The 15,262-nt window shown below is 71.0% G+C and carries 13 protein-coding genes; 3 read left to right on the forward strand and 10 right to left on the reverse strand.

Features of this window, described 5'->3' with window-relative positions; all coding sequences use genetic code 11:
• Positions 1–5 precede the first annotated feature (5 nt).
• Together FM051_RS17700 and FM051_RS17705 are read right to left on the reverse strand one after the other, a co-directional pair.
• Entirely contained in the window at positions 6–1,151 is a 1,146-nt protein-coding gene (locus tag FM051_RS17700; protein ID WP_158844369.1) for an RNA polymerase sigma factor, read from the reverse strand.
• A 6-nt stretch (positions 1,152–1,157) separates the two neighbouring features.
• Entirely contained in the window at positions 1,158–1,565 is a 408-nt protein-coding gene (locus tag FM051_RS17705) for a YciI family protein (protein ID WP_158844371.1), read from the reverse strand.
• Between the two features lie 224 nt (positions 1,566–1,789).
• On the opposite strand from FM051_RS17705, the gene FM051_RS17710 reads away from it, so the two are divergent.
• Both FM051_RS17710 and FM051_RS17715 read left to right on the forward strand, forming a co-directional pair.
• Positions 1,790–2,398 (forward strand): class F sortase, encoded by a 609-nt coding sequence (locus FM051_RS17710; RefSeq protein WP_158844373.1) that lies wholly within the window; start codon positions 1,790–1,792, stop codon positions 2,396–2,398.
• A complete protein-coding gene (locus FM051_RS17715) occupies positions 2,395–2,886 on the forward strand; it encodes a hypothetical protein (protein ID WP_158844375.1) in 492 nt (163 codons plus the stop codon). The genes FM051_RS17710 and FM051_RS17715 overlap by 4 nt, the downstream gene beginning before the upstream one ends.
• 68 nt (positions 2,887–2,954) lie before the next feature.
• Here the strand turns inward: FM051_RS17715 and glpK are convergent, their stop codons facing one another.
• Both glpK and FM051_RS17725 read right to left on the reverse strand, forming a co-directional pair.
• Entirely contained in the window at positions 2,955–4,460 is a 1,506-nt protein-coding gene (gene glpK, locus FM051_RS17720; RefSeq protein ID WP_158844377.1) for a glycerol kinase GlpK, read from the reverse strand.
• Positions 4,461–4,474: 14 nt separating this feature from the next.
• Positions 4,475–5,218 carry an MIP/aquaporin family protein gene (locus FM051_RS17725; protein ID WP_158844379.1) on the reverse strand — a complete coding sequence of 248 codons (744 nt, stop codon included), beginning with the start codon at positions 5,216–5,218 and terminating at the stop codon, positions 4,475–4,477.
• Positions 5,219–5,397: 179 nt separating this feature from the next.
• Between FM051_RS17725 and FM051_RS17730 the strand changes: the two genes are divergently transcribed.
• The gene (locus tag FM051_RS17730) at positions 5,398–7,125 is read left to right on the forward strand and encodes a glycerol-3-phosphate dehydrogenase/oxidase (protein WP_158844381.1); all 1,728 of its coding nucleotides are present in this window, start codon (positions 5,398–5,400) and stop codon (positions 7,123–7,125) included.
• Positions 7,126–7,259: 134 nt separating this feature from the next.
• On the opposite strand, the gene FM051_RS17735 is transcribed toward FM051_RS17730, so the two are convergent.
• The 6 genes from FM051_RS17735 to FM051_RS17760 all read right to left on the reverse strand — a co-directional run bounded on the left by FM051_RS17735 (position 7,260) and on the right by FM051_RS17760 (position 15,241).
• On the reverse strand, positions 7,260–8,522 hold the full coding sequence (locus tag FM051_RS17735; RefSeq protein WP_158844383.1) for an amidohydrolase: 1,263 nt from the start codon (positions 8,520–8,522) through the stop codon (positions 7,260–7,262).
• Complete coding sequence (locus tag FM051_RS17740; protein ID WP_158844385.1) at positions 8,519–9,685, reverse strand: M20 family metallopeptidase; 1,167 nt, start codon at positions 9,683–9,685, stop codon at positions 8,519–8,521. Before FM051_RS17740 ends, FM051_RS17735 begins: the two co-directional genes overlap by 4 nt.
• 176 nt (positions 9,686–9,861) lie before the next feature.
• The gene (locus FM051_RS17745; RefSeq protein WP_158844387.1) at positions 9,862–10,170 is read right to left on the reverse strand and encodes a hypothetical protein; all 309 of its coding nucleotides are present in this window, start codon (positions 10,168–10,170) and stop codon (positions 9,862–9,864) included.
• 94 nt (positions 10,171–10,264) lie between these two features.
• Positions 10,265–11,263: a methylmalonyl Co-A mutase-associated GTPase MeaB gene (meaB, locus tag FM051_RS17750; RefSeq protein WP_158844389.1), complete on the reverse strand. Its 999-nt coding sequence runs from the start codon at positions 11,261–11,263 to the stop codon at positions 10,265–10,267.
• Positions 11,256–13,457 carry a methylmalonyl-CoA mutase gene (scpA, locus tag FM051_RS17755; RefSeq protein WP_158844391.1) on the reverse strand — a complete coding sequence of 734 codons (2,202 nt, stop codon included), beginning with the start codon at positions 13,455–13,457 and terminating at the stop codon, positions 11,256–11,258. Before scpA ends, meaB begins: the two co-directional genes overlap by 8 nt.
• Positions 13,454–15,241 carry a methylmalonyl-CoA mutase family protein gene (locus FM051_RS17760; RefSeq protein WP_158845295.1) on the reverse strand — a complete coding sequence of 596 codons (1,788 nt, stop codon included), beginning with the start codon at positions 15,239–15,241 and terminating at the stop codon, positions 13,454–13,456. The genes scpA and FM051_RS17760 overlap by 4 nt, the downstream gene beginning before the upstream one ends.
• Positions 15,242–15,262: the final 21 nt, after the last annotated feature.

Raw genomic sequence — 15,262 nt, forward strand, 5'->3', positions numbered from 1 at the left:
GCCGCTCAACTGCGCAGCTGCGCGTTGAGCCGTGCGGCCTGGCGCGTGAGGTGGTCGCGTTCGGGGAGGCTGGGCGCCGATCGGGCGGCTTCGGCGTAGAGCCGTGCCGCGGTCACCGGGTCACCGTCACGCTCGTGCAGGTACGCCGCGACGGCGGCGTGGCGGGGCAGGGCGGGGTCGAGCCCCGCCAGGGCGGCCAGGCCGGCCCGCGGGCCGTCGGCCTCGCCGACCGCGACGGCCCGGTTGAGGCGGGCCACCGGGTTGTCGGTGAGGCGCACCAGTTCGTCGTACCACTCGACGATCTGCACCCAGTCGGTCTCCTCGGCCGTCCGGGCGTCGGCGTGGAGCGCGGCGATGGCGGCCTGGGCCTGGAACTCGCCCAGGCGGTCGCGGGTGAGGGCTGCCTGGAGCACGTCGACGCCCTCGGCGATCAGGCGGGTGTTCCACCGGCCGCGGTCCTGCTCGGCGAGGGGCACGAGCCTGCCGTCGGGGCCGGTCCGTGCCGGGCGCCGTGCGTGGTGGAGCAGCATGAGCGCGAGCAGGCCCGCGACCTCCTCGTGGTTGGTCTTGGCCGCCAGTTGGCGAGTGAGCCGGATCGCCTCGGCGGCGAGGTCGACGTCGCCGGAGTAGCCCTCGTTGAAGACCAGGTAGAGCACGCGCAGCACGGTGGCGACGTCACCGGGCTGGTTGAACCGGACGCCCGAGACGGTCCGCTTGGCCCTGCTGATCCGCTGGGCCATGGTCGCCTCCGGCACGAGGTATGCCTGCGCGATCTGCCGCGTGGTCAGGCCGCCGACCGCGCGCAGCGTGAGCGCGACGGCCGAGGCCGGTGTCAGGGACGGGTGCGCGCACAGGAAGTACATCTGGAGCGTGTCGTCCACCGCCACGCCCGGCTCGGGCACCGGCTCGTCATCGACGCGTACCTCGCGGTGCCGCCGGGAGGTATCGGCGCGGGCGGCGTCGAGGAACTTCCGCCAGGCCGCGGTGACCAGCCAGCCCTTGGGGTCCCGCGGCGGGTCGTCCGGCCACACGCGCACGGCCTCGACCAGGGCGTCCTGCACGGCATCCTCGGCCGCCGCGAAGTCGGCTCCGCGGCGGACGAGGATCCCGATCACGGTGGGGGTGAGGGTACGAAGCAGAGCCTCATCCACCGTGCGTCACTCCGTGATGGTCGGGGGCACGCCGTAGAACGGGCGCACCTCCAACCACTCGTGGATCGGCTTCCCACCCGCACCCGGCGCCGCGGACAGCTCGCCGGCCAGCTCGATCGCCCGCTCGTAGGTCTCGACGTCGATCACCATCCAGCCGGCGATCAGGTCCTTGGTCTCGGCGAACGGACCGTCGGTGACCGGCGGCCGTCCCTCGCCGTCGTAGCGGACGAACGTGCCCTCCGGGGCGAGCGCCTGCCCGTCGACGAACTCGCCGGTGCCCTCGAGCCGAGCGGCGAAGTCCCGCATGTACTGCACGTGGGCCGTAACCTCCTCCGGCGTCCACTGGTCCATCGGCACGTCGTTGACCGCTGCCGGCGCGCCGCGGTAGTGCTTGAGCAGCAGGTACTTGGCCATCATGTTCTCCTTGGTGCGGTACGGCCCATTGTGGCCGTGTTCACTGCGGGGACGGAGCCGCGCTCGGGTTCTCGACATCCCACCGCGAGATTTTCCGGCGGACTTCAAAGACTCCGCGCACTCCGCGACGCCGCTCCCCTGCCGGACCAGGTCCCAACTGGTCCGATCAGGTGGTCGTGACAGGTTCACGAACACCTGGGCACAGCCGGGCGGATGCTGGCCGCATGCCGTACCCACGCGTGTGCGCCGTCGTGCTGGCGCTCGTGTTGACCGGCTGCTCAGCGCCCGCAGCCGGGCCACCACCGGCCGACACGCCTGAGTCGACCACCACGACGGCGACGGCGACCACCGCGGACGTCCAACCGGTGTCGCGGGTCGAGCCGACCGAGGTGCGGATTCCGCGGATCGACGCGAAGTCGTCGCTCGTCCCGCTGGGCCTCAACCCCGACGAGACCATCCAGGTGCCGCCGGTCGAGCAGCCCATGCAGGCCGGCTGGTACGTCCACGCGCGGGCGCCCGGCGAGCCCGGACCCGCGATCATCCTCGGCCACGTCGACGGCAACTCGCAGCCCGGCGTCTTCTACCGGCTGCGCGAGGTCGTGCCGGGTGACGAGGTCGAGGTGTCCAGAACCGACGGCTCGGTGGTCGAGTTCGCCGTCGAGAAGGTCGACCAGGTGCCCAAGGACCGCTTCCCCACGGACGCCGTCTACGGGGACACACCGGATTCCGTGCTGCGCCTGATCACGTGCGGGGGCGTGTTCGACAGGTCCGCGCGGAGCTACGAGGACAACGTGATCGTGTACGCGAAGATGATCAAGAGGGATCACCCATGAGGAGAACCGGAAGAATCACCGCGCTGGCAGCGGCTCTCACGCTGACGGCGCTCGCCGTGTCACCGGCCGCCGCCGAAACCGCCACCCAGCCACCCCAGCCGGCGAGCTTCAGCCTGGCGCCGCTGGAGGTCCAGCCCGGCGGCCGGGTCGAGACCCAGGCCATCGCGTTCGTCTGCCTGGGCAACGACGGCCCCGGCCCGGTGACGTCACCCGGGTTCACCGCGCCCATCGAGTGGGGCTCGGACACCCCCGGCACCGCGGGGGCCATCTACGGCGCCGGCGCCGTCATCGACACGCCCGGCAAGTACGTGGCGAGCCTGGAGTGCCGCAACGGCCAGAGCAGGGCCGAGGTGGAGTTCACCATCCTCCAGCCGACCACGACGCCACCCACCACCGAACCGCCCGCACCACCGACGACGACGCCCGCCCCGCCGCCCATCAAGAAGCCCAAGGGCGCGCCGGAGACCGGCGGAGGCGGCACCGCCTGACGACCGCCTGACGACGACCGCTTGATCCGCCGGGGGCGCCGCCGGGTGTCCGGCGGCGCCCCGCCACGTCACTCCACCCAGTCGAAGGTCCTGGTCACGGCCTTCTTCCACTGCGCGTACGTCCGCGCGCGGGCCTCGTCGTCCATCGCCGGGTCCCACTCCTTGTCCTTGGCCCAGTTCTGCCGGATGTCGTCCTCCGACGCCCAGAACCCGACCGCCAGACCGGCCGCGTAGGCGGCGCCCAGCGCGGTCGTCTCGCTGACCACCGGACGGATCACCGGCACCCCCAGGATGTCCGCCTGGAACTGCATCAGCAGCTCGTTGCCGACCATGCCGCCGTCGACCTTCAACGACTTCAGCGGCACGCCCGAGTCGGCGTTCATCGCGTCGATCACCTCACGCGTCTGGAACGCCGTTGCCTCCAGCACCGCGCGGGCCAGGTGGCCCTTGTTCACGAACCGGGTGAGGCCGACGATCGCGCCGCGCGCGTCCGACCGCCAGTACGGCGCGAACAGGCCGGAGAAGGCGGGCACGAAGTACGCGCCGCCGTTGTCCTCGACCGTCCGGGCGTGCTCCTCGATCTCGGCGGCCGTGCTGATCATGCCGAGGTTGTCCCGCAGCCACTGGACCAGCGCGCCGGTCACCGCGATCGAACCCTCCAGCGCGTACACCGGCGCGTTCGAGCCGATCTTGTAGCAGACCGTGGTGAGCAGGCCGTTCTCGCTCAGCACCTTCTCGTTGCCGGTGTTGAGCAGCACGAAGTTGCCGGTGCCGTAGGTGTTCTTGGCCTCGCCCGGCGACAGGCACGCCTGGCCGAACGTCGCCGCCTGCTGGTCGCCGAGGATGCCCGCGATGGGCACGCCGGCCAGCGAGCCGCGTTCCCGGACGTTGCCGTAGACCTCGGACGACGACCGGATCTCCGGCAGCATCGACAGCGGGATGCCCATGTCGGCCGCGATGCCCTCGTCCCAGTTCAACGTGTCGAGGTCCATCAGCAGCGTGCGGGACGCGTTGGTGGGGTCGGTGACGTGCACGCCGCCGTCCACCCCGCCGGTCATGTTCCACAGCACCCAGGTGTCCATGTTGCCGAACAGCAGGTCACCGGCCTCGGCGCGCTCCCGTGCGCCCTCGACGTTGTCGAGGACCCAGCGGATCTTCGGGCCGGAGAAGTACGTCGCCAGCGGCAGGCCGGTCTTGTCCCGGTACCGCTCCTGGCCGCCGCCCAAAGCCGCCAGGTCCTGGCAGATCTTGTCCGTGCGGGTGTCCTGCCAGACGATCGCGTTGTAGACGGGCTGTCCGGTGTTCTTGTCCCAGACGAGTGCGGTCTCGCGCTGGTTGGTGATGCCGACGGCGGCGATGTCGGCGGTGGTCAGGTCGGCCTTGGCCAACGCGCCGGCGGCCACCTGCCGGGTGTTGGTCCAGATCTCGTTCGCGTCGTGCTCGACCCACCCGGCCTTCGGGAAGATCTGCTCGTGCTCCTTCTGGTCGACGGAGACGACCCGGCCCGAGTGGTCGAAGATCATGCACCGGGTCGACGTCGTGCCCTGGTCGATCGCGGCCACGTACTGCGTCATGCGATGGAGTCCTTTCAGACGACCGGGAGAACCAGGTACAGGAGTGCGGCGAGCGCGCCACCGATCAGCGGGCCGACCACCGGGACCCAGGCGTAGCCCCACTCGGCGCTGCCCTTGTCGCGGATGGGCAGGATCGCGTAGGCGATGCGGGGGCCGAGGTCACGGGCGGGGTTGATGGCGTACCCGGTGGGGCCGCCGAGCGAGGCGCCGATGCCGATCACGATGAACGCGACGGCCGCATAGCCCAGGGCGGAGTTGCCCAACTGCGGGAGGCCGCCCTCGGTCTCCTGCGCGCCCGGACTCAGGAGGATCCACGCGACCAGCACGAACGTGCCGATCACCTCGGTGACGACGTTCCAGACGGGACTGGGGACGGTCGGGCCGGTGCAGAAGATGCCGCGCGTGCCCGCCGGGTTGTCGTGCGTGTCGAACTGGGCCTTGTAGGCCAGCCAGGCGAGCACGGCGCCGAGGAACGCGCCGACCATCTGGCCGGCGAAGTAGACGGGGACCTGGCTCCAGGGTGTCTTGTCCGCGATCGCCAGGCCCAAGGTGACCGCGGGGTTGATATGAGCGCCGCTCGGTGCGGCGATGCTGGCGCCCGCGAAGACCGCGAAACCCCAGCCGAAGTTGATGAGGAGCCAGCCACCGGCGCTGCCCAGCGTGTCTTTCAGGACGACGTTCGCCACGACGCCCGCACCCATGAGGATCAGGATCCCGGTGCCCAGCATTTCCCAAACGAAGATCGAGCCACTGCTCACCTGCCGACCTCCTACCTTGACAGGAGGCAGCACGGTCCGGGTCCGGCGGCGCTGCCCACCCCACAATGTGGCATGACGCTAGTTCCGGCCTGATCACTTGTCCACAGGTGGCGTACCAGCGGGTAACGTGGTCGAGTCAACCCTGGTGGACCAGTCCAGTCGAGCATCAGGAGGCGTCAGTGGTCACGCGCAAGCACCCCGCCACCGCAAGCCGGCTGGGACCTCTCGAACGCTCGGAGGCGTGGGAACGCCTGGGCGCGGAAACGTTCGACCTGGTGATCATCGGCGGTGGGGTGGTCGGCGTCGGGTCCGCGCTGGACGCCGCGACCCGTGGCCTGCGGGTGGCGCTGGTCGAGGCGCGCGACCTGGCCTCGGGGACGTCCAGCCGGTCGTCCAAGCTGTTCCACGGCGGGTTGCGGTACCTGGAGCAACTGGAGTTCGGCCTGGTCCGGGAGGCACTGCGGGAACGCGAACTCATGCTGACCCGCCTCGCTCCGCACCTGGTCAAGCCGGTGGCGTTCCTGTACCCGCTGACGCACCGCGGGTGGGAGCGGCCGTACACGGCGGCCGGGTTGTTGATGTACGACACGATGGGCGGCGCGCGGTCCGTGCCGGGGCAGAAGCACCTGACCAGGGCCGGGGCGCTGCGGTTGGTGCCCGCGTTGAAGCCGTCCGCGTTGATCGGCGGGATCCGGTACTACGACGCGCAGGCCGACGACGCCCGGCACACCATGATGGTCGGGCGGACCGCGGCCCACTACGGGGCGGTCGTGCGGACGTCCACGCAGGTCGTGGGGTTCTTGCGGGAGGCGGACCGGGTTTCCGGCGTGCGGGTGCGGGACGTGGAGGACGGGCGGGAGACGTCCGTGCGGGCGCACGCGGTGATCAACGCGACCGGGGTGTGGACCGACGAGTTGCAGCGGCTGTCGGGCAGTCGCGGGCGGTTCCGGGTGCGTGCGTCCAAGGGCGTGCACATCGTGGTGCCGCGGGATCGGATCGTGTCCGAGTCGGGGTTGATCCTCCGCACGGAGAAGTCGGTGCTGTTCGTGATCCCGTGGCGAAATCACTGGATCGTGGGAACGACCGACACCGACTGGAACCTCGACCTGGCGCACCCGGCGGCGACGCGGTCGGACATCGACTACATCCTGACGCACGTCAACTCGGTGTTGGCGACGCCGTTGACGCACGACGACATCGAGGGCGTGTACGCCGGGTTGCGGCCGTTGCTGGCCGGTGAGAGCGAGTCCACGTCGAAGCTGTCGCGTGAGCACGCGGTGGCGCGGGTGGCGCCGGGGTTGGTGGCGATCGCCGGTGGGAAGTACACGACTTACCGGGTGATGGGCGCGGACGCGGTGGACGCGGCGGCGGTCGACCTGCCGGGACGGATCCAGGCGTCGATCACGGACAAGGTGCCGTTGGTCGGGGCGGACGGCTATCACGCGCTGGTGAACCAGGCTGATCAGTTGGCGACGCGGTACGGGCTGCACCCATATCGGGTGCGGCACTTGTTGGACCGGTACGGGTCTTTGGTGCACGAGGTGCTGGAGTCGGCGGACCCGGAGTTGCTGAAGCCGGTGCCCGGTGCGCCGGATTACCTGCAGGTCGAGGTCGTTTACGCCGCTTCGCACGAGGGGGCGTTGCACTTGGAGGACGTGCTGACCCGGCGGACCCGGATCTCGATCGAGTACCCGCACCGGGGGGTCGAGTGCGCCTTGCCGGTGGCCCGGTTGATCGCCGGGGTGCACGGGTGGGACGACGCCCAGATCGCGCACGAGGTCTCGGTCTACACGGCTCGGGTGGACGCGGAGCGGGCTTCACAGGCCGAGCCGGATGATCAGGCGGCGGACGCGGTGCGCGCCGCGGCACCCGAGGCTCGACCGGAGATCGTCGAGCCGGTGAGCTGATCCTCCACCCCTCGCCGCACGAGTGCGCAGCGCCAAGAAATGTCAGACCCCGCCGGCAGAATAAAAGCAGGGGTCCCTTTGGCGGGGACCCCTGCGGAGCATGGCGGCCGAGTTCGAGGTGTTGTGGCGCCGGGTCAGGCGAGAGCGGCCAGGGCGGCGTGCACCATGACGCGGACGCCGACCAGCAGGGCCCGCTCGTCCAGGTCGAACCCGGGCTGGTGCAGGTCGCGCTGCTTCCCGACGCCGTCCCAGACACCCAGGCGGGCGAACGAGCCCGGCACGTGCTCCAGGTACCAGCCGAAGTCCTCGCCACCGGACGACTGCTCGGTGCCCGCCAGCGCGTCCTCACCCAACGCCGCCTCGATACCCGCCCGCAGCAGCATGGTGCTCTCGCGGTCGTTGACGACGGGTGGGACGCCGCGCCTGTGGTGCAGGTCGAAGCCGACGCCGGTCGGCGCCAGGAGCGCACCCACCAGCTCCTTGATCAGCGGCTCCAGCTCGGCCCAGATGTCGCGATCGCCGGTGCGCAGCGTCCCGCGCAGCACACCGTCCTGCGGCACGGCGTTGGGCGCCTCGCCCGCGTGCACCGCACCCCACACGAGCACGGTGCCCGAACGGGGGTCGACGCGGCGCGACAGCAGACCAGGCAGCCCCGTGATCACGGTGCCCAGCGCGTGCACGAGGTCCGCCGTCAGGTGCGGCCGGGAGGTGTGACCGCCGGGCGACGTCAGGCGCAGTTCCAGCATGTCGCTGGCCGACGTGATCGCACCGATCCGGGTGCCGATCCGGCCGACCTCCAGCCTCGGGTCGCAGTGCAGCCCGAAGATGCGCTCCACCCCGTCGAGACCGCCCGCCGCCAGCACGTCGAGCGCGCCACCGGGCATGACCTCCTCGGCCGGCTGGAACACGAGCCGCACCCGACCGGGCAGTTCGGTGGCCGAAGCCAGCGCCAGTGCCGCGCCCAGCAACACGGTGGTGTGCGCGTCGTGCCCGCACGCGTGCGCCACACCGTCCACAGTGGACGAGTAGGGCGCGCCGGTGTTCTCCGGCAACGGCAGGGCGTCGATGTCCGCGCGCAACGCGACGCACCGGGGACCGGAACCGACGTCGCAGACCAGGCCGGTCCCGCCGGGCAGGATGCGCGGCTTGAGACCCGCCGAGCGCAGCACGTCCGCGATCAGCTCGGTGGTGGCGAATTCCTTCCGGGACAGCTCGGGGTGCGCGTGGATGTGCCGGCGCCAGGCCACGACCTCGGAGGCGTTCGCCGCCAGCCAGTCGTCCAGCCACGAGGGGCCGCGCCCCTCACCGGGATCATCCACAGGGGCAATGCTGACCCCACGATCGGTCAACAGCACCTCGGCACCTTCCTCCGGCAGACGCGAGTCCAGGACCGTCATGCCGCACCCGCCAGCAGTCGAGAGCGCTGCGCACCGTCGGTGGCAGCGGAAATTGTGGTCCAGGCGAGGGCAAGTGCCCCGTCGAGCACTGCTCGGTCGGCGGAGGCCGACGCACAGGCGGTCGCGAACTCGATTTGGTGGTTCACCGCGTCTCCGCAGTCAATGGCGATGGTCGGGTGGATGGCCGGCAGCGCACGGGTGATGTTGCCCATGTCCGTGCTGCCGATCTTCTCCTTGAGCTCCTCCTCGGGGCTCATGGGATGCCTTCCCAGCTCGACCGCGGCACGCCGGTAGGCGTCCGCCAGCCAGGGATCTGGGGTCAGCTCGGCGTACACCGGCGAGACTTTCACGACCTCGTGGGTACAGCCAGTGGCCAACGCGCCGGCCTCGAAGCAGCGGTTGATCCGCTCCTCGAGCCGGTGCAGGGAGTCGAGGTCGTCGGCACGCAGGTCGAACATCGCCGACGTGTGGGCGGGCACCACGTTGGGCACGGTGCCGCCGCGGGTGACGATGCCGCTGACCATCTGGCCCGGTTCGAGGTGCTGGCGGGCCAGACCGATGGCGACCTGGGCGACGGTGATCGCGTCCGCCGCGTTCACACCCAGGTGGGGCGCGGCGGCGGCGTGGGACGGCTTGCCGGTGTAGTGGACCTCGACGTCGGTGATGGCCAGCGAACGGGCGGCGACCGCCTCGTACGGGGCCGGGTGCACCATCATCGAGAACGCCACGTCGTCGAATACCCCGCGTTCGAGCATCAGCACCTTGCCGCCGCCGACCTCCTCCGCCGGGGTGCCGATCACCCGGACGGTGAGGCCGAGCTCATCGGCCAGGTCACGCAGCGCGAGGGCCGCTCCGGTGGACGCGGCGGCGATGACGTTGTGCCCGCACGCGTGGCCGACCTCGGGCAGCGCGTCGTACTCCGCGCACAGGCCGAGCACCAGCTCACCGGAGCCGAACGTCGCGGTGAACGCCGTCTCCAGGTCCGCGACGCCGTGTTCGACCTCGAAGCCCTCGGCGGCGAGCAGGTCGGCGACCTTGGCCGCGCTGCGGTGCTCGGCGAACGCCTGCTCGGGTTCGGCGTGGATGCTGCGGGAGAGGCCTACCAGCGCATTCGAGTACCGCTCGACGGCCGAGCGCGTGCTCATCTTGTAGTCGGTACTCATTTGCGTCCATCCTGCATCACGGTCTGGCGGGCCCGGCGCGCCTCACGTTGATCAACCGGCAACCGGTCACGAGGATGCGCCAAGCGGTGCTCGAATTTCGGTCAGACCGATCAAGTCTGCGCAGGCCACGCTAAAAGGCGACCATATACCGCCTTGAAGCTCCCACTACGTGGGAGTCACCCCGCCTTGCGGCCGGCCCGCCACTTCGTCCACCGCTTCTTGTTGCGCCAGTAAACGAGGGCGAACAACAGCACCGCGATACCGCCGATCCACAACTTCCTGCGGGTCTCGGCGCTCGTGGCGGGTGCCGGTTCCTGCTGCGGCGCGTTGATCTCGGGGGCGGGGTCGATCGTGCCGCCGGGCGCCAGGGACTCGGTCTGCGCGGCCGCGATCTGCGGCGATGTCGTCACGGCGGTCCCTGTGCCTGCCACGGTGAGGGCACCGGCCAGTACTAACAGGCACACCGCGAGCACAGATCGCCACATGGTCGCCAAGCCTAGCTACCCCCTATCGCGGATACCACTGTCAGAGGTCAGCCAAACCGGTGAGCGTTGACATCGTGTGAACGACGTGGGGCGTTCACGTTTCGCGCCGGCCCTCGTGGAACGCCGCCAGGATGCGTTCGGCGGCCAGCGTGGCGGTCAGCTCACCCTCGCGCACCTGCCGTTCCACCTCGGGCACGAGGGCGCGCACGGCGGGTGCCGAACGCAGGCTGGTCAGCAGCTGGTCGTTCACCATGGTCCAGGTCCAGTCGACCTGTTGGCGACGCCGCCGTTCGGCCAGCTCACCGGCCTCCTCCAGGGCCGCCCGGTGCTTGCCGATCTGCTCCCACACGGTGTCGAGCCCGGAGCCGTCCAGCCCGCTGCACGTCAGCACGGGCGGGTGCCACACGGCGTTGGGCGGGCGCAGCAGCCGCAGCGCGCCGGCCAGTTCGCGGGCCGCCTTGCGGGCGTCCACCTCGTGCGGGCCGTCGGCCTTGTTGACCGCGATCACGTCGGCCAGCTCCAGCACGCCCTTCTTGATGCCCTGGAGCTGGTCGCCGGTGCGGGCGAGGGTCAGGAACAGCGAGCAGTCGGTCATGTTCGCCACCGCGACCTCGGACTGGCCGACGCCGACCGTCTCGACCAGCACCACGTCGTAGCCGGCGGCCTCGACCAGCACGATCGACTCGCGAGTGGCCTTCGTCACACCGCCGAGCGTGCCGGAGGTCGGGGACGGCCGGATGAACGCCGCCGGGTCGACCGCGAGCCGGGCCATCCGGGTCTTGTCGCCCAGGATCGAGCCGCCGGTGCGGGTGGAGGACGGGTCGACGGCCAGCACCGCCACCCGGTGGCCCTGGGCGGTCAGCATCGAGCCGAACGCGTCGATGAACGTCGACTTGCCGACGCCGGGCACGCCGGTGATGCCGACGCGGTGCGCGTTCCCCGAGTGCGGCAGCAGCTCGACCAGCAGCTCCTGCGCCAGCGCCCGGTGGTCCGCCCGCGTCGACTCGACCAGCGTGATCGCGCGCGCCAGCGTGCCCCGGTTGCCGGCGAGCACGCCCTTGGCGTACTCGCCCACGTCGATCCGCCTAGCCATCGTGTCCCGGCTGGTCCGCGAGTTCGCCGTGGCCCAGCTGCTCGGCGAGCTTGCGCAGCAGGTCACCGGCCGCGTCGGCGATGACCGTGCCGGGCGGGAAGATCGCCGCCGCGCCCGCCTCGCGCAGCGCGTCGAAGTCCTGCGGCGGGATCACGCCGCCGACCACGATCATGATGTCCTCGCGGCCCAGCTCGGCCAGCGCCGAGCGCAGCGCGGGCACCAGCGTGAGGTGACCGGCGGCCAGCGACGACACCCCGACGATGTGCACGTCGGCCTCGACGGCCTGGCGGGCGACCTCGTCCGGGGTCTGGAACAGCGGGCCGACGTCCACGTCGAAGCCGAGGTCGGCGAACGCGGTCGCGATCACCTTCTGGCCGCGGTCGTGCCCGTCCTGGCCCATCTTGGCGACCAGGATGCGCGGACGGCGGCCTTCCGCCTCGGCGAACGCCTCCACCACCTCACGGGTGGCTTCCACGTTGGACACGGATCCGGCCTCCTCCCGGTACACGCCGGTGATCGTGCGGATCTGCGCGGAGTGCCTGCCCCACACCTTGCCCAGCGCCTCGGAGATCTCGCCGACGGTCGCCTTGGCGCGGGCGGCGTTGATGGCCAGCTCCAGCAGGTTGCCGTCCGAACCGGCGGCGTTGGTCAACGCGTCCAGCGCCGCGTCCACACCGGACTGGTCGCGTTCCTCGCGCAACCGGGCCAGTTTCGCCAGCTGCTGCGCGCGCACACCGGCGTTGTCCACCTTGAGCACGTCGATGTGCTCGTCGAACTCCACCTGGTACTTGTTCACGCCGATCACCGGCTGCCGACCGGAGTCGATGCGCGCCTGGGTGCGCGCGGCGGCCTCCTCGATGCGCAGCTTCGGGATGCCCGCGTCGATGGCCTGCGCCATCCCGCCCGCGGCCTCGACCTCGGTGATGTGCGCCCACGCGCGGTGCGCCAGGTCGTGGGTGAGGCGTTCCACGAACGCGCTGCCGCCCCACGGGTCGATCACCCGCGTGGTGCCCGACTCCTGCTGGAGCAGCAGCTGGGTGTTTCGGGCGATGCGCGCGGAGAAGTCCGTGGGCAGCGCCAGCGCCTCGTCCAACGCGTTGGTGTGCAACGACTGCGTGTGCCCCTGGGTCGCGGCCATCGCCTCGACGCACGTGCGGGCGACGTTGTTGAACACGTCCTGCGCGGTGAGCGACCAGCCGGACGTCTGGCAGTGCGTGCGCAACGACAGGGACTTCGGGTTCTTCGGGTCGAAGCCCTTGACCAGCTTCGCCCACAGCAGGCGGGCCGCGCGCAGCTTGGCGACCTCCATGAAGAAGTTCATCCCGACCGCCCAGAAGAACGACAGCCGGGGCGCGAACGCGTCGACGTCCATCCCCGCGTCACGGCCCGCGCGCAGGTACTCCACGCCGTCCGCGAGCGTGTACGCCAGCTCCAGGTCGGCCGTCGCGCCGGCTTCCTGCATGTGGTAGCCGGAGATCGAGATGGAGTTGAACTTCGGCATCCGCTGCGAGGTGAACGCGAAGATGTCGGAGATGATCCGCATCGACGGCTTCGGCGGGTAGATGTAGGTGTTGCGGACCATGAACTCCTTGAGGATGTCGTTCTGGATGGTCCCGGCGAGCTGCTCGGGCGCCATCCCCTGCTCCTCGGCCGCCACCACGTACAGCGCCAGGATCGGCAGCACCGCGCCGTTCATGGTCATCGACACGCTCATCTTGTCCAGCGGGATGCCGTCGAACAGCTGGCGCATGTCGTAGATCGAGTCGATGGCCACGCCCGCCATGCCCACGTCGCCGGCCACCCGCGGGTGGTCGGAGTCGTAGCCGCGGTGGGTGGCCAGGTCGAACGCGACCGAGAGGCCCTTCTGACCGGCCGCGAGGTTGCGGCGGTAGAAGGCGTTGGACTCCTCGGCGGTGGAGAACCCGGCGTACTGCCGGATGGTCCACGGCTGGTTGACGTACATCGTCGGGTACGGGCCGCGCAGGAACGGCGCGATGCCGGGGTAGGTCTCCAGGAAGTCGAGGCCCTCGGTGTCCGCGGCCGTGTAGACGGGTTTGACGCCGATGCCTTCCGGCGTCTCCCACATCAGCGCGTCCGCGCCCTTGCCGGTCGCCTCCTGGAGCGCGGCTTGCCACTGCGCGGCGGTGGCGGTCGTGGGCTCCCCGAGGTCGACCTCGGCGAAGTTCGGGATCATCGCTGGACTCCAAGAGCCTCGAACGTGTGCTCCAGCACCTCTAGTGCCGGGCAGCCGGTGAACACGTACTCGTCGATGTCCTGCCCAAAAGGACTGGCGCTGGACTTCTTGCCCGCCAACAGGATGCGCTCGGCGCCGGCGGCTCTGAGTGCTTCGGCGACGGGCGCGGCCAGCTCGGCGTAGCTCGTCTCGCTGCCGCACAGGCACGCGATCCGGGCGCCGCTCTCGCGGAACCGCTCGACCACGTCCTCGACCGTCTTGGTGGGACCGGCGTTCGGCGTCTCGATCCCGCCCGCCTGGAACAGGTTCGCCGCGAACGTGGCCCGCGCGGTGTGCGCGGCGACCGGGCCGAGGGTGGCCAGGAACACCTTGGGACGCTCCGGGCTCGCGTCGGCCGCGTCCCGCAGCGCCTCGTAGTCCTGGGCGTACCGGATGCGCGGCAGGCCGCCACTCGGCTCCTCGGGAGCCGGCTGCCGGACCACCGGCTGCTCGCCGGGGTTCGGGAACTCGCTGACGCCGGTGATCGCGTCGGACCGGTCGGCCAGGTTCGCCCGGCGGTTCTCCCAGGTGACCGCGATCCGGTCCGCGACGAGGTCGAACGCCTTCGGCAGCCCGCCCGCGGCCTCGATCTCCCGGAACCACGCCCACGCGGCGTGCGCGAGGTCGTCGGTGAGGCGTTCCACGTACCAGGAGCCGCCCGCCGGGTCGATCACGCCGGCCAGCTTCGACTCCTCCAGCAGCAGCGACTGGGTGTTGCGGGCGATGCGCCGGGAGAAGTCGTCGGACAGGCCGATCGCCGCGTCGAACGGCAGCACGGTCACCGCGTCCGCGCCGCCGAGGCCCGCGCCGAAGCACGCCAGGGTGGTGCGCAGCATGTTCACCCACGGGTCGCGGCGGGTCATCATCGCGGGCGACGTCACCGCGTGCTGGAGCTGCGCGCTCGGCGCTCCGGCGACCTCGGTGACCCGCGCCCACAGCCGCCGTGCGGCCCGGAACTTGGCGATGGTGAGGAACTGGTCGGCCGTCGCCGCGTACCGGAACTCCAGCAGCCGCGCGGCTTCCGCGACGCTCAGCCCCGCCTCGGTCAGGTGCCGCAGGTACGCGACACCGGCCGCGAGGGACGCGCCCAGTTCCTGCGCGTCCGAGCCGCCGGCCTCGTGGAACGGCAGGCCGTCCACCACGACCACGCGCAGCTCGGGGAACTCACGGGCCTTGCCCAGCAGCTCGGTCAACGCCTTGAAGTCGGCCGGCTGCCCCGTGCGCGCCTGGACACCGAGAGGATCAGCGCCGACGTTGCCCCGCACCTCGCTCGCCAGCACCGGCCGCCGGTCCCAGACCCGCAGCATGGCGCGGCCGGCTTCGAGGAAGTCCGCGCCCCCGTCGACCACGACCGGCGCGAGGTCCAGGTAGACGTCGGCCAGCACGTCGTCGTAGGTGGTCGGGTCGAGGCCCTTCAGCCACAACGACGTGACGCCGTTCTCCAGGTCGGCCATCACCGCGTTGCGGTCCGCGACCCGGTGCTGCTGGCGCACGTCCCAGCCCTCGACCGCGCCCTGCGGGCGACCACCGCGGGTGAACGGGGCCAGGCCCGGGAAACCGGCGTCCGGCACCTGGTCAGCCGAGGTGTAGAGCGGCTGCACGTCGATGCCGTCGTAGGTGGTGGTGATCAGCGACCCGAAGTCCGCGCCCGACTTCCGCAGCACGCCCCGGACCAGCTCAAGCCACTGCTCGCGGTCAGGGGTGGGGAACTCGGCTGCCAGCGCCAACTCTCCTGACGGCTCCATCATGCTCCGCAGTGTTACTCA

It is taken from the genome of Saccharothrix deserti (assembly GCF_009769385.1).
In the GTDB taxonomy this organism is placed as follows: domain Bacteria; phylum Actinomycetota; class Actinomycetes; order Mycobacteriales; family Pseudonocardiaceae; genus Actinosynnema; species Actinosynnema deserti.